Source organism: Streptomyces sp. NPDC005761 (assembly GCF_040630635.1).
In the GTDB taxonomy this organism is placed as follows: Bacteria; Actinomycetota; Actinomycetes; order Streptomycetales; family Streptomycetaceae; genus Streptomyces.
In genome coordinates, this window is the sequence record NZ_JBEXXX010000078.1 from 1 (window position 1) to 13,883 (window position 13,883).

The 13,883-nt window shown below is 71.8% G+C and carries 13 protein-coding genes; 8 read left to right on the forward strand and 5 right to left on the reverse strand.

Going from position 1 to position 13,883, the window contains the following annotated elements; all coding sequences use genetic code 11:
- Nucleotides 1–124: 124 nt before the first annotated feature.
- Complete coding sequence (locus ABZ434_RS35250) at nucleotides 125–1,144, reverse strand: hypothetical protein (RefSeq protein ID WP_359145915.1); 1,020 nt, start codon at nucleotides 1,142–1,144, stop codon at nucleotides 125–127.
- 215 nt (nucleotides 1,145–1,359) lie between these two features.
- Here ABZ434_RS35250 and ABZ434_RS35255 point away from each other — a divergent pair, with 215 nt between their 5' ends.
- From ABZ434_RS35255 to dapD, 3 genes are all read left to right on the forward strand, one after another.
- A complete protein-coding gene (locus ABZ434_RS35255) occupies nucleotides 1,360–1,680 on the forward strand; it encodes a multidrug efflux SMR transporter (RefSeq protein WP_266777356.1) in 321 nt (106 codons plus the stop codon).
- Entirely contained in the window at nucleotides 1,680–2,216 is a 537-nt protein-coding gene (locus ABZ434_RS35260; protein WP_359145919.1) for a TetR family transcriptional regulator, read from the forward strand. Before ABZ434_RS35255 ends, ABZ434_RS35260 begins: the two co-directional genes overlap by 1 nt.
- 357 nt (nucleotides 2,217–2,573) lie before the next feature.
- Nucleotides 2,574–3,563: a 2,3,4,5-tetrahydropyridine-2,6-dicarboxylate N-succinyltransferase gene (gene dapD, locus ABZ434_RS35265; protein ID WP_359145922.1), complete on the forward strand. Its 990-nt coding sequence runs from the start codon at nucleotides 2,574–2,576 to the stop codon at nucleotides 3,561–3,563.
- On the opposite strand, the gene dapA is transcribed toward dapD, so the two are convergent.
- Complete coding sequence (gene dapA / locus ABZ434_RS35270) at nucleotides 3,560–4,453, reverse strand: 4-hydroxy-tetrahydrodipicolinate synthase (RefSeq protein ID WP_359145925.1); 894 nt, start codon at nucleotides 4,451–4,453, stop codon at nucleotides 3,560–3,562. The two genes, dapD and dapA, sit on opposite strands and share 4 nt — an antisense overlap.
- A 140-nt stretch (nucleotides 4,454–4,593) precedes the next feature.
- Here dapA and ABZ434_RS35275 point away from each other — a divergent pair, with 140 nt between their 5' ends.
- The gene (locus ABZ434_RS35275; protein ID WP_359145928.1) at nucleotides 4,594–5,250 is read left to right on the forward strand and encodes a DUF4232 domain-containing protein; all 657 of its coding nucleotides are present in this window, start codon (nucleotides 4,594–4,596) and stop codon (nucleotides 5,248–5,250) included.
- A 28-nt stretch (nucleotides 5,251–5,278) separates the two neighbouring features.
- On the opposite strand, the gene ABZ434_RS35280 is transcribed toward ABZ434_RS35275, so the two are convergent.
- Nucleotides 5,279–6,400: a peptidoglycan bridge formation glycyltransferase FemA/FemB family protein gene (locus ABZ434_RS35280; RefSeq protein WP_359145931.1), complete on the reverse strand. Its 1,122-nt coding sequence runs from the start codon at nucleotides 6,398–6,400 to the stop codon at nucleotides 5,279–5,281.
- A gap of 135 nt (nucleotides 6,401–6,535) precedes the next feature.
- Here ABZ434_RS35280 and ABZ434_RS35285 point away from each other — a divergent pair, with 135 nt between their 5' ends.
- The 4 genes from ABZ434_RS35285 (at nucleotide 6,536) to ABZ434_RS35300 (ending at nucleotide 10,955) form a co-directional block, all read left to right on the forward strand.
- On the forward strand, nucleotides 6,536–7,237 hold the full coding sequence (locus tag ABZ434_RS35285) for an antibiotic biosynthesis monooxygenase (RefSeq protein ID WP_359145934.1): 702 nt from the start codon (nucleotides 6,536–6,538) through the stop codon (nucleotides 7,235–7,237).
- Between the two features lie 219 nt (nucleotides 7,238–7,456).
- The gene (locus tag ABZ434_RS35290) at nucleotides 7,457–8,947 is read left to right on the forward strand and encodes a hypothetical protein (RefSeq protein WP_359145937.1); all 1,491 of its coding nucleotides are present in this window, start codon (nucleotides 7,457–7,459) and stop codon (nucleotides 8,945–8,947) included.
- Nucleotides 8,948–9,100: 153 nt separating this feature from the next.
- Entirely contained in the window at nucleotides 9,101–10,579 is a 1,479-nt protein-coding gene (locus ABZ434_RS35295; protein WP_359145946.1) for an alkaline phosphatase PhoX, read from the forward strand.
- A 145-nt stretch (nucleotides 10,580–10,724) separates the two neighbouring features.
- On the forward strand, nucleotides 10,725–10,955 hold the full coding sequence (locus ABZ434_RS35300; protein ID WP_037711258.1) for a hypothetical protein: 231 nt from the start codon (nucleotides 10,725–10,727) through the stop codon (nucleotides 10,953–10,955).
- Between the two features lie 106 nt (nucleotides 10,956–11,061).
- Here the strand turns inward: ABZ434_RS35300 and ABZ434_RS35305 are convergent, their stop codons facing one another.
- Entirely contained in the window at nucleotides 11,062–12,282 is a 1,221-nt protein-coding gene (locus tag ABZ434_RS35305) for a TerD family protein (protein ID WP_359145940.1), read from the reverse strand.
- 92 nt (nucleotides 12,283–12,374) lie between these two features.
- Nucleotides 12,375–13,184, reverse strand: a complete 810-nt coding sequence (locus ABZ434_RS35310; protein WP_359145943.1) for an NAD(P)-dependent oxidoreductase — start codon at nucleotides 13,182–13,184, stop codon at nucleotides 12,375–12,377.
- Nucleotides 13,185–13,883: the final 699 nt, after the last annotated feature.

The window sequence follows — 13,883 nt, forward strand, 5'->3', positions numbered from 1 at the left end:
CCGCGAGGTCTACCGCGCTCTGACCGTCACACCAACAGAACAAGTCACCCAAAACGACCTTGCTCCTGCAGCTTGACGTCTATAGGAGCATCCGCCGCCGCGGGGCGTTGCCTCCGGGGAGCCGCTACTCCACGTACTGCGGCGGCAGCGCGGCGGCCTCGGCGAGGACCGGGCCCAGGTTCTCGGTGCGGATCCGGCGGTCGACGTACAGCAGCCCGGTCACCAGCGGCGGGAAGGTGGCCACCACCAGCTGCGAGACCAACTGGCCGACGAGCATCGACAGCACGTATCCGCCGATGGCGACGACGACCGCGGCCGGGTTCGGGTCGTCGCCCAGGTTCACGGTGCCGAGCATGCCGGAGAACATGCCGAGCAGGGAGAACGGCATCTGGATCACATAGCCGGCGAATCCGGCGACGGCTCCGGCCAGCAGCGTGATCCCGAAGATCCGCCACCAGTCCCCGCGCACCAGCCGCGACGAGCGGCGCATCGCCGCGATCGGACCCTGGTTCTCGAAGACGACCGCGGAGGGTGCCAGGCTGAACTTCACCCAGAGCCAGGTCGCCAGCGGGGCCGTCACCAGGGCGCCCAGGAGACCGATCACGATCACGGCTACCTGCCCGCCGTCGCTGTCCGTGCTGACCGCGGCGATCACGATGGCGAGGAAGCCGGCCCAGGCGAGCAGGATCGGGACCAGCACGATCAGCCAGGTCAGCATGACCGTCGCGATCACGGCAGGCATCCGGTTCCAGGCCCGCCGCCAGACGGCGGAGAAGGTGGTCGGACGGCCCAGGACCGCCTCCTGAAGGACCGCGGGCACCGCCGTGTACATCAGCGCCGTGGAGATCACGGCAGCGACGAGGCCCACCACCGCGACCGCCCCGAAGGCGACGACCAGCGGCACCCAGTCCTCGGCGCGGGGATTCTCGTCGGAGCCCAGCGCCAGGATCCGGTCCAGGTGGTCCGCCACGGCCGAGTACGCGACCGCGGCGGCGGTCAGCACCAGGGCCAGCGCCCCGCCGTACGCGGCGGCACCGACGCCCAGCAACTGCTTGCCGTGACGGCCCACCGTGGCGAACGCGCCGTTGAACACGTCTCCCAGCCGCAGCGGGGCCAGGGGTATCACCCCGGGCTTCGGCGGCATCCAGCCACCGCCCCGGCCGCCCCACCCGGGCGGCCCCACGGGCCCCCCGTTCGGCGCACCCCCGTACGCACTGCCACCCCACCATGCGTCCTGCGCCACTGCTGCTCCGTCGGTCAGTCGATCATGAACTGGCATGTACTGGACGGACCACGGTAGCGCCCCCGTCACCCGTTCGGCCCAGGGCCTCCCTCGCGACGATGTGTACCCTCGTACACATGGGATACGGACTGCTGGCCGCGGCCATCGCGGCAGAGGTGGCCGGGACGACTGCCATGAAGTACAGCGAGGGATTCACCCGTCTGTGGCCCTCCCTGATCACCGTCGCCGGATATCTGCTGGCCTTCTCGCTGCTCGCCCAGACCCTCAAGACCATGTCCATGGGCACGGCCTACGCGATCTGGGCCGGCATCGGCACCGCTGCCGTCGCTGTCATCGGCATGCTGTTCATGGGTGAGTCCGGCAGCCCGGTCAAGGCCGCGGGCATCGCCCTGGTCATCGCCGGTGTGGTCGTCCTCAATCTGGGCGGCGCGCACTGATGGCGCGCAGGTACGACCCCGAGCGGCGCGAGCGCATCATCGACGCGGCGCTCCGGGTGGTGGGCGCCAAGGGGATCGCCGGCCTCAGCCACCGCACCGTCGCCGCCGAGGCCGATGTGCCCCTCGGCTCGACGACGTACCACTTCTCCTCGCTCGACGAACTGCTGATCGCCGCCCTGCGCCGGTCGAACGAGAACTTCGCCACGCTCATGCGGGAGAGCCGGGCCCTCGCCGACCCGGCCGCAGACCTCGCCACCGAACTCGCCCGGCTGCTGGGGGAGTTCTTCGGCGCGGGTCGCGGCCGGGCGGAACTGGAGTACGAGCTGTACCTCGCCGCCCTGCGCCGGCCCGCGCTGCGTCCCGTCGCCGCGGAGTGGAGCGATGACACGGCCGCGATCCTGGCACCGCGCGCGGGTCCGGCCACGGCGCGCGCCCTGGTCGCGCTGATGGACGGGATCTGTCTGCAGGTGCTGCTCACCGGCGGGGTCTATGACGAGGCGTACGCGCGGGAGATGCTGGGCCGCGTCAGCGCGTGACCCCGTACCCGCGCCCGCGGCCGGCGTCGTCGGTGAGCACCGCCGCACCGAGGTCGGGACCCTGCGCGCGCCGGACCGCCCCGGAGCCGCCCGGTCGCCGAGTCCTGGAGCGGAGGGGAGCCGCCTTCATCGTGTCCGCCCGGGTGCCGACGGCCGTGGCCGACAGGAACGGCAGCGCCTCCGGGCTCCGGGTCCGTGCCGCTCGCCGGCCGCGTCGGGCCCACGGGGATGGCCCCCGAACGCGACCGGAGCGTCCGCGCCATGAGGCGCCGGGCCTGCTCCGGACCCACGTGTCCGCGACGCCCGGACGCTGAGACCGGTTGGCCCGGGCCGCCCCCGGCCGGTTAGGTTCTGGTCATGACCGACACGACTTCCCCCCGTACCACCGGCGCCGTCGCCGCCGGCCTCGCCACCATCGCCGGTGACGGTTCCGTTCTCGACACGTGGTTCCCCGCACCCGAGCTCACCGCCGAGCCCGGACCGGCCGGAACCGAGCGGCTCACCCCCGACCGCGCGGTCAACCTGCTCGGTGAGGGTGCCGCCAAGGCCATCGGCGTGGATGCCCGCCGCGGGGTCGAGGTCGTCGCCGTCCGCACGGTCATCGCCTCGCTGGACGACAAGCCGCTCGACGCGCACGACGCCTACCTGCGCCTTCACCTGCTCTCGCACCGCCTCGTCCAGCCCCACGGGCAGAACCTCGACGGCCTCTTCGGCCTCCTCACCAACGTGGCCTGGACCTCGCTGGGTCCGGTCGCCGTCGACGACGTGGAGAGGGTGCGGCTGAACGCCCGCGCCGAGGGCCTGCACCTCCAGGTCACCTCGGTCGACAAGTTCCCGCGCATGACGGACTACGTCGCGCCGAAGGGCGTCCGCATCGCAGACGCCGACAGGGTGCGGCTCGGCGCGCACCTCGCCGCCGGCACCACCGTCATGCACGAGGGCTTCGTGAACTTCAACGCCGGCACCCTCGGCACCTCCATGGTCGAGGGCCGCATCTCGGCCGGCGTCGTCGTCGGGAACGGCTCCGACATCGGCGGCGGCGCCTCCACCATGGGCACGCTCTCGGGCGGCGGCAAGGAGCGCATCGTGATCGGTGAGCGCTGCCTGGTCGGCGCGGAGGCGGGTGTCGGGATCGCCCTCGGCGACGAGTGCGTCGTGGAGGCCGGTCTGTACGTCACCGCCGGTACCCGGGTCACCCTGCCGGACGGTCAGGTCGTCAAGGCGCGCGAACTCTCCGGCGCCTCGAACATCCTCTTCCGCCGCAACTCGGTGAGCGGCACCGTCGAGGCCCGCCCGAACAACGCGGTCTGGGGCGGCCTCAACGACGTCCTGCACAGCAACGACTAACCGGCGGCGAGGAGTTCCTCGTACGCCCTTCGCAGCCCGTCGGCCGCCTCGCGCCCGGCGGGCTGCAGCGGTTCGCGGACCGGGCCCGCGTCCAGCAGGGCCTTCGCCGTCACCGTGCCCGGCAGCCCGGACGCCATCATCAGCTCCGTGAGCGGGGCCAGGAGGCCGTTCAGTCGGGCGGCACCGGCCGTGTCCCCGGCGTCGAAGGCGTCCAGCACGGCCCGCAGCGGACGGGGCGCCACATTGGCCACCGTGCTGACGTAACCGGCGCCTCCCAGCGCGTACAGCGGCAGATTCAGCTCCTCGCAGCCCGAGTAGTACGCGAGCGCGGTGGCGGCGAGCACCCGGGTCGCCCCCAGCAGGTCGTACGAACAGTCCTTCACCGCCACGATGCGCGGGTGCTCCGCCAGCCGCAGCAGCGTCTCCGGCTCGATGCGGGTGCCGGTGCGGCCCGGGATGTCGTACAGCATCAGCGGGAGACCGGCCGACTCGGCGACGCGCAGGAAGTGAGCCTCGACGGCCGCCTGCGGGGGGCGGCTGTAGTACGGGGTGACGACCAGCAGGCCGTCGGCGCCCGCCTGTTCCGCCTGTCCGGCCAGTTCCACGGTGTGCCGGGTGTCGGAGGTGCCGACGCCCGCGACCAGTGACACGTCAGGGCCGACCGCTTCCCGGACCGCACGCACCAGGGCCGTCTTCTCGGCGTCGGAGGTGGTCGGGGACTCGCCGGTGGTGCCGCTGAGCACCAGTCCGTCGCAGCCTGCGGCGACGAGCGCCGCGGCATGGGCGGCCGCGGCGTCCGGATCGAGGGCGCCTGCGGTGGTGAACGGCGTGACCATGGCGCAGAGCGTGCGGCCGAAGGGGCGGGGGCGGGTGGATGCGGGCGGCGTCATGTCGGAAGTGTCGACCGCCGGACCGTGAAGGTCCACTTAGTTCTTCTCCGGGTGAAGGTGAAGTAATGCTCAACTGTCGCTGTGGTCTGGCATGATCGGCCGCACGTGCGGGCGGGGCGATGCGGGCGGGGTGCATGAGGATGCGGGCGAAGGCGATCACAGATATACGTGGACCGGTCTCGGCGGCGGCCCTCGTCCTCGCCGGCACCCTCGGTCTGTCGGGGTGCGCGGGATTCCTCGTACCGGCCGGGGAGGGGGAGCCGGGGCCGAGCCCTTCGCGTACCTCCACCGGAGGGGTGCGGGCCACGACACCGTCTCCCCCGGACATCGGGACCCCGCCCGCCGTCCGCCCGACCCCCACGCCGACCGCGACCGGAGGGTGCCCCGCCTCCGGCCTCGTCGTGGACATGGGTCCCGTGGAGGCCGCTCTCGGGCACCGGGCCGTGGGGCTGACCCTGACCAACTGCGGCAGTGAGCCCCACCGGGTCGACGGCTACCCCTCGGTGCAGGCCGTCGACGAGAACGGCGACGCGCTCCCGGTCAAGGTCAACCCGGGCTCGTCGTACTTCGGGAACGACAAGGGGCCCGAAGAGGTCATGCTGGCGCCCGGGAAAACCATGCGCTCGCTCCTCGTCTGGGTCTCCACCCCGACCGGCGGCGACCTGATCGAGGGCGACGCGCTGGAGATCGCCCCGGCCCCCGGCCTGGAGCCGCGCACCTTCCCGCTGGAGGGCAGCGACGTCCGGCTGCTCGACGAGTTCAACATGACGGGCTGGCGGACCGCGACGCCCGGATGACCGGCTCGGGAACGAGCCCCGGCCCGCCTCAGCGGCGGGCCATGTACAGGCCGAACGCCTTGTGCAGCAGCTTGCTGACGGGGTAGTCCCACTCGCCGATGTACTCGGCGGCCCGCCCGCCGGTGCCCGCCTTGAACCGCAGCAGGCCCAGCAGGTGGTTGCCCTCGTCGAGGGTGTCGGTGATGCCGCGCAGGTCGTACACCGCGGCGCCCCGCTCATGGGCGTCGCTCATCATCCGCCATTGGATCGCGTTGCTGGGCTGCACCTCGCGCCGACGGCTGGTCGAGGCACCGTACGAGTACCAGACATGGGTCCCCACGCTCAGCATCGTGGCCGCGGCGAGCACCTCCCCGTCGTGGTGGGCGAGGTAGAGCCGCATCCGGCCCGGGTCCTCGGCCCGCAGCGCGGTCCACATGCGCTGGAAGTAGCCGAGCGGCCGAGGGACGAAGCGATCCCGCTCGGCGGTCTCCCGGTACAGCTCGTAGAAGGCCGGAAGGTCGTCGAGGCCGCCCTCGACGACCTTCACGCCCGCCTTCTCCGCCTTCTTGATGTTGCGCCGCCACTGCTGGTTCAGGCCGTCCCGGATCTCCTCCAGCGACCGTCCCGCGAACGGCACCTGGAACACGTAACGCGGCTGCCCGGCGCTGAAGCCGTCGGTGTCCCCGTCCGCGCCCTGCTGCCAGCCCAGCCGGCGCAGCTGCTCCACGACCTCGGCGGCCCCGGGCTCCGTCACATCCGCCTCGACGTCGCGCAGCCGGCCCGCGGCCGGGTCCGCGATGGCCTCCTTGACCGTCGGCGCCTCCCAGCGGCGGGCGATCACGGGTGGGCCCATCCGTACGGTGAACGCGCCCCGCGCCTTGGCGTGGGCCACCAGCGGATCGAGCCAGGGCCGCAGATCGCCCTCGTGCCACGGGATGACAGGGCCCTCCGGCAGATAGGCCAGAGACCGCTTCAGTCCGGGGACCGGGCGGTACAGCACCAGCCCCGCACCGGCGATCAGACCCTCCTCGTCCAGCCAGCCGATGCTCTCCGCGCGCCAGTCGGGTTTCACCTCTCCCCACGACGGGACCTGCATATGGCTCGCCGAGCCCCGGCCGGCGACGAACGCCAAGTGCTGCTCGCGCGTGATCTCCTCGACCCGCAGCGTCATGCGGTACTCCGTTCGTTGTCCGATTCGTCAGCGTGACGAGAGGTACGCGAGCCGCGGTTGACCTCAAGTGCGCTTGACGTATCAGGGTGGCTGTCACGGGCGCACCGCAAGGGTGCGCCGGTGAGGGGAGCAGCCATGACAGTGGAGTTCGTGTCCCGGCCCGATGTCACCCGTGCGGATGCGGGACTCGTCAGGGCCGGTACCTGGGACGTCGGTACGCCGGAGCGCCGGCAGCAGGCTGTCGAGGCCATCCGCGCCGCGTGGGGGGCCAGGCGATGGCCGCACCCGGGCCTGCTCTCGTACAGCGTGTACACGGGGGAGGACGGCAGAACGCTCTTCCACTACTCGCAGTGGACCGGTGAAGAGGGCTATGCGGACTTCGTCCGGGACGGCAGGGAGGTGCGCACTGCCGAGATCGACGCGGCCGTGCCGGGCATCGAACGGCTCGGACCGCACACCTACGAGCTCTATCGGTCCTCCTCGCCCGGCGGCCGGGAGCCCGGCTGTGTCGTGGTGGTCGACGTCGAGTTCGACGGGGCGGACAAGGCCCGCCAACGCGACTGGGTGGACGGCGTGTTCGAAGCGTTGGGTACGGATCCGGCGCCGGCGCCCGGCGGCCTCGCCGGCCACTTCCATGTGAGCACCGACGGGACCCGGGTCCTCAACTACGCGGAGTGGGAGAGCGCCCAGGCCCACATCGACGCACTGGCCGCGCCCGGGAGCGGCATCGGGTCGCGGACACCGCAGTGGGAACGGGTGCAGACCTATCCGGGCGTCACCGGCGGTGGCGTGCGCCGCTACACCCCGGCGCTCAGCCTGCGCCCCGAGGAGGACTGACAGCAGGACGACGAGGGAGCGGCGATCCTCCGCGTGCGGCAATCCCTCGTGTACGGAGATCAGTTGTCCGGCCCGGGCGGGCAGCGGGCCTCCTTCTGTCCCGAGCGCCGGGCGGCACCGGGTGCAATGCGTCTAGGCTTGGGCCGCCTGACCCCGTACGCGCCCGGAGCTGTGGCCCCGGCGACGCGTATGCCCGCACGTTTTCGAGGAGAATCCCTGATGTCCGCAGAGCGCCCCACCCTGCCGCCGGTAAGGCTGCACACCGAGGCGGAGCTGGCACGGGACGCGCTCGCCGCGCCGCTGCTCGCCCGCGCCGTCCGGCTCGCCCGCTGGGCCGGCCCCGACACCCGCGTCGGCGCCGGCGGCGAACTCGTCGACGCACAGCTGCCGGCGGCGGCCGAGCACCTCGGTCTCGCCGCGGACGAGGACGGTGCGGCGGAAGCCAGCGAGGCCTGGCGCCTGGCGGTCGACACCGGCCTGGTCGAGGTCGAGGACCCGGCGACGGAGCCGGCCGCGGACGCGGATCTCGACGAGGAGGGCTTCGACGGTGAGGCGGAGGGAACGGTCACCGCGGGGGAGAACCTGGCACTGCTGACCGCCGGTTCCCCCCAGGACGTCCTGTCGATCTGGCTCGACGGCCTGGAGGCCGCTCACGCCGACGCCACCGCCCCGGTCTTCGACGACTTCGCCGACCTCGTCGGCGAGGACGGGTCCGTCGACTTCGACGCCCTGGACTGGGACCCGGAGACCGAGGCGGAATTCCTCGACGGGGTGCTCGGCAACCTCTATCTGCTCACGGTCGGCGAGGGCGCGGAGGGCGAGGCCGTGCCGCTGCCCGCGCTGGCCGCCTCGATGATCGTCCCCGACGACATGGGTGAGCCCACCGACGACATCCTGGAACAGGTGTCGGACGCGATGATGCGCCTCGACGACCAGTTCCGGGTCCTCGAACCCATCGGCATCGTCGAGTACCGGCCGGTGGACGAGGCGTTGCTGGCCGAGGAGGGCGAGGAGGCCGTGCCTCCGGCGGACGACGACGACGTCACCCGGTACGGCATGGTGAAGCTGACCCCTCTCGGCGTCTACGGGATCCGGGCCCGGATGCTGGACGCCGGTGTGGACGCCCCGGCCATCGGTGATCTGGCAGGCAAGGGCGCCGATGTGCTGCTCGGCGGCATCGCGTACTACCCCGAGGCGGCGGCCCGCGGCGAGATCGAGCTGTGGCTTGCGCGGCACGGCGCCGACGGGGCGGCCGGGGAGCTCCTGGACGCCGCACGCGGCGAGGACCCGCAGGCACCCCTGCGCCGGCTGCACTGCCAGCAGGCGCTCGCCCTCGTCGGCGCGGACGCCGAGCCCGCGGTGCGTGCGGTGCTGGGCGATGCGGAGCTGGGCGGACTCGCCCGGGTCTGGCTCGCCGAGCGGGGCGCCACCGACGTACCGCCCCCCTCGGAGGCGATGATCTTCTGGCTCGCCATCGACACGATCGCGGCGCAGTTGGAGGCGGACGGCGATCTCGAGGAGCTCCAGGGCCTGGTCGAGGGGCTCTCAGGCCAGCACAGCGGCTTCTTCGACGAGGCGTGGCGGGTGGACCACCCGGCGACGGCGGACGTCCTTGAGGCGATGGGGCGGCTGCACAGCGACAAGAAGCAGGCGAAGGATGCCCGCAAGGCCGCGTTCAAGGCCCGCTCCCGGGGCGGTTCGGGCAGCTGAGGCCGGGTGCGGGGCGGGGGCGGACAGACCCCGCCACCGAGGATGTTCACGGAAGGGATTCCCTCGAAGTCGTCCTCAGTTCAACTGATGTTGGCGCAGGGGCGGGACGGTGATCGGGCCAACAACCCGCCCCAGCTGCACCAGGAGTACGTGATGGCCTTCACGCGCAGGGAATTCACCAGACAGTCCGCCCTCACCGGTGCCGGCATCGCCCTCACCGGAACCGTCGCCGCGCTGGCCACCGCACCCGGCGCCCTCGCCGCCGGGGACTCCAAGCACGGCCACGACGACCACGGCCACGGTCACGACGGACACGGACACGGTCACAGCCACGAGCCCGGCTACGGGCCGCTGCTGCCCGACCCGAAGGGCATACTCGCACTGCCCGCCGGCTTCTCCTACAAGATCATCACGCACAGTGGCGTCACCAAGCTGGAGACCGGCGAGTCCACCCCCTCCAACCACGACGGGACGGCAGCCTTCGAGGGCGCGCGCGGCGTGACCCTCCTGGTGAACAACCACGAGCTGAGCGGCACCCGGGCCGGCTGGGAGCACCCGGTTCCGCTCACCGACGGCCTCGTCTACGACCCGGTCGCGGCCGGCGGCTGCACCGTCGTGGAGACCCGCCGCGACGGCCGCACCGCCGAATGGGTCGGCATCGCCGGTACCTCCACGAACTGCGCAGGCGGCTCCACCCCCTGGGGCACCTGGCTGACGTGCGAGGAGACCGAGGACAAGGCCGGGAAGAACGGCCTGCTCAAGGACCACGGCTACGTCTTCGAGGTCGACCCGTACGACAAGCGCGCCAACCGTGACCCGCGCCCGATCAAGGCGTTCGGCCGCTACGCACACGAGGCCGTCGTCATCGACCCCAAGCAGGGGCACGCCTACCTCACCGAGGACGCGTCCGGTCCGAACGGACTGCTCTACCGCTGGGTGCCGCCGCACGGCTTCAAGCACGGCCGCGGCAAGCTCCGTACGCTCGCCGACGACGCCGGTGTGCTGCAGGCCACGAAGTGCTTCGACAAGAGCGGAAAGTTCGTCGACGACCTCTCGCGCGCCACGAAGATCGGCACCGTGTACGGCGTGGACTGGGTCGACGTGCCCGACCGCGACGCCAGGACCGTCTCGGTACGCAAGCAGTTCGGCGACAAGGACATCACCCGCGCGCGCAAGCTCGAAGGCATGTGGTGGGGCGACGGCGGCGCCTACATCGTCTCCTCCTTCGCCCGGGGCGAGAGCCCCGTCCCGCACGACGGCCAGGTCTGGTTCTACGACCCGAAGCGCCGGACGCTGACGCTCAAGGTGCTTCTCGGCGTCAACGCCGACCCCTCCAAGGACGGCGCCTTCGACGGCCCGGACAACATCACCGTCTCGCCCTACGGCGGTCTGGTCATCTCCGAGGACGGCGAGGGCATCCAGCACCTCTTCGGTGCGACCGAGAGCGGCCGCACCTACCCGATCGCGCGCAACGAGCTGAACGCGGGTACGGAGGCGGAGCCCGAGTACAGCGAATTCACCGGTGTGACCTTCTCGCCCGACGGCAGGACGCTCTTCGCCAACATCCAGACCCCCGGCATCATGCTGGCCATCACCGGCCCGTGGAAGCGCCAGTCGCGCCACGAGGGGTAAGCCCTTTCCGCCAGCAGATGCCCGGCCGTACGCGGGCCCGGGCACCTGCTGGAGGCGGAACCGCTGATTACGAATCCGGCATCAGTGCGGCCCCAGGAGCGGTCGGGCATGGCGTCGGGCGTTTCCAGGGCGCATACTCAAGGTAATGAAACAGTCAGCCGGATCCCGGCGTCACCTGCCTTCCAGTCCCTTCAACCGCCCGGCCCAGGCGGCCCCACCGGTCGAATTGTTCGATGTGGGCGACAGGGTGTCGCATGACCAGTTCGGACTCGGCCGAGTCCTTGCTGTCGAGGGCGACAACGACGCAGTGCTCATCGACTTCTCGGGGCGACAGGGGAGGATCCTGAGCCCGTACTCCAAGCTGACCAAGCTCTGAGAGAAGCGACGAGCACGCGCCGCGTACGCCGTACCTCTCTTTCCGACCGCTCTCAGGGGCACCCGCAGCCAGCCGGGTGCCCCTGAAGACGTTTCCGTCCCTGCCCCTACAGGGACTGGGCGGCGGGCTTGACCATGCCACGGACGGTGCGCGACTTCACGAACTCGCCCATCGCCGTCATCTCCCACTCGCCGGAGAACTGCCTGATCAGCTTCGCCATCATCACGCCGGTCTGCGGCTCGGCGCCGGTCAGATCGAAGCGGACCAGCTCCTCGCCGGTCGCTCCGTCGATCAGCCGGCAGTAGGCCTTGGCCACCTCGGTGAACTTCTGGCCGGTGAACGAGTTGACCGTGAACACCAGGCCGGTCGCCTCCGGGGGGATCCGGCCCAGGTCGACGACGATCACCTCGTCGTCTCCGGCCCCCTCACCGGTGAGGTTGTCCCCCGAGTGCTTGATGGCGCCGTTCAGGATGGAGAGCTTGCCGAAGTAGCAGCTCTCCAGGTGGTTGCGGTTGGGGCCGTAGGCGATCACCGAGGCGTCGAGGTCGATGTCCTTCCCGCGGAACGCGGGCTCCCAGCCGAGGCCCATCTTGACCTGTGAGAGCAGTGGGCGGCCGCCCTTGACCAGCGAAACCGTCTGGTTCTTCTGCAGGCTGACCCGGCCCTTGTCGAGGTTGATCTTGCCGGCGGCCGGGGGCGCGGCGGGCGCCGGGGGAGCGGCGGGCGGGGCCGGCGGTGCGGCCGCCACCGGGGGAGCGGCGATCCGCGGGTCCACCGGCGCGGCGACGGGGGCCGGTGGCGCGACGGCGACGGGGGCGGGGGGCTCCTCCTCGACCGAGACGCCGAAGTCGGTGGCGATGCCGGCCAGTCCGTCGGCGTAGCCCTGGCCGACCGCGCGGGCCTTCCAGGCGCCGCCCCGGCGGTAGACCTCGATGACCACGAGCGCGGTCTCGGCGCCCAGCTGGGGCGGGGTGAACGTGGCGAGCGCGCTGCCGTCGTCCGCGTTGCGCACGGTGGCGGTGGGCTCGATGCCCTGGAAGGTCTGACCCGCTCCGTCCGGGCTCGCCGTGACGACGATCTTCTCGATGCCGGGCGGCACCGCGGCGGTGTCCACCACGATCGCGTCAGGTGCGGTGCCGCCGCCGGAACGGTAGGTCACACCCGGGCCCGCGGGCTGGTTGTAGAAGATGAAGTCGTCGTCGGAGCGCACCTTGCCGTCGGCGGTGAGCAGCAGGCCCGATACGTCGAGCCGCACGGGAGCGGCGACGTCCACCGCCACGCGGGGGGCGGAGAGGGGGATGTTCGAGCCGGGTGTCATAGCGGTCATGCACGGGGTAACGAATGACCCGGCTTTGCCGTTCCCTTACCTTCGGCCGGCTTCGCCCGTACGGCGGCAGCGCGGGCCCGCCGACGCGCCCCTCAGTACGGCCAGATCGGCGGGTTGGTGCAGAAGTGGCCGCCGAGGTGGGCGTGGTCCGGGTTGTCGGGGTCGAGCTCGCCGTGTTCGGCGACGAGCTTTGCCGCGTACTCCTCCGAGTCGTCCTGCGGTTCGTAACCGAGGGAGCGGGCGCTCGTCAGGTCCCACCACAGGCGGGTGTTGTCCGAGGAGCCGTGGACGACGGTGTGCCCCACGTTCTCGGCGGTGAGCGCGGCGTCGAAGAGCCGGGCCCCGTCGGCGGGACTCATCCAGACGGACAGCATCCGCACCGACGTCGGCTCGGGGAAGCAGGAGCCGATGCGTACCGAGACGGTCTCCAGCCCGTGCCGGTCCCAGTACAGCTGCGCGAGGTCCTCGCCGAAGGACTTGGAGAGGCCGTAGAAGGTGTCCGGGCGGCGCGGGGTGTCGATGGGGATGAGGGGGTCGCCGGGGAGCGGCCGGGGGGTGAAGCCGACGGCGTGGTTGGACGACGCGAAGACGATGCGCCGCACGCCCTCCGCGAGGGCGGCCTCGTAGAGGTTGTAGGTGCCCTCGATGTTCGCCCGGAGGATCTTGTCGAAGGAGGCTTCCAGGGAGATGCCCGCAAGGTGGATGATCGCGTCGACGCCCCGCACGGCCTCGCGCAGTGCCTCCTTGTCGCCGAGGTCCGCGGTGATCGCGTCCGGCTCGCCCTCGATGGGGAACATGTCGAACAGGCGGAGCTCGTATCCGTGAGCGGGCAGCAGTCCGCGCATGAGGGTGCCGAGACCGCCGGCGGCGCCGGTGAGCAGGACGGTGCGGTGAGCGGACATGCGGAGATCTCCTCGGTACGGGGGCGGCTGCGCTCGCCGGGTCCTTGGATGGGGTTCACATTCGTGGACAAGTTATGGAGTGGGGCGGGTGTGCGTCAAGGGGTGTCCTGGCTTGTGGCCCCTGCCCGGGGTGCGGGTGCGTCGCGGGGCGCGGCCTTCCGGGGTGAGGGCTTTTGTCCTCAATCGCCGGACGGGCTTGATGGGTGCGGGTGGCCCGCCGGCGGCGCGGGGTTCCGGGGTGCGGGCTTTGTCCTCAATCGCCGGACGGGCTTGGTGGTGCGGGTGCCCCGCCCCGGCGGCGCGGTTGCCCGGTGGGTGGGGGTCCGGGGTCCCTCCGGGGCGTCTCCTCAAACGACGAACGTTCCGCCGGTACGCGATGGACCCGGGTATCCGTTCGTCGTCCTGCGGGGACTCCCCTGCACGCCCCCGGCCCCGGCCGCCCTGCGTCTGCGGCGGTTGATTCGCCGGGTGCAGACGCTGGCGAGGGCGGGTGGGGACACCGCCTTGCGTCTGCGACAGTCGATTCGCCGGTGTGCACACGCCGGCGAGAGCGGGTGGGGACGTGCAGGGCAGTCCCCGCAGAAAATGGCGTACGACCCGGGTGCGAGTGCGTCGTCGGGTGCACACGCCATTTTTGAGGAGTCTGCCCGGAGGGGCACCACCCCCACCCACCGGACAACAGCGCCCCGCGGGGACCCC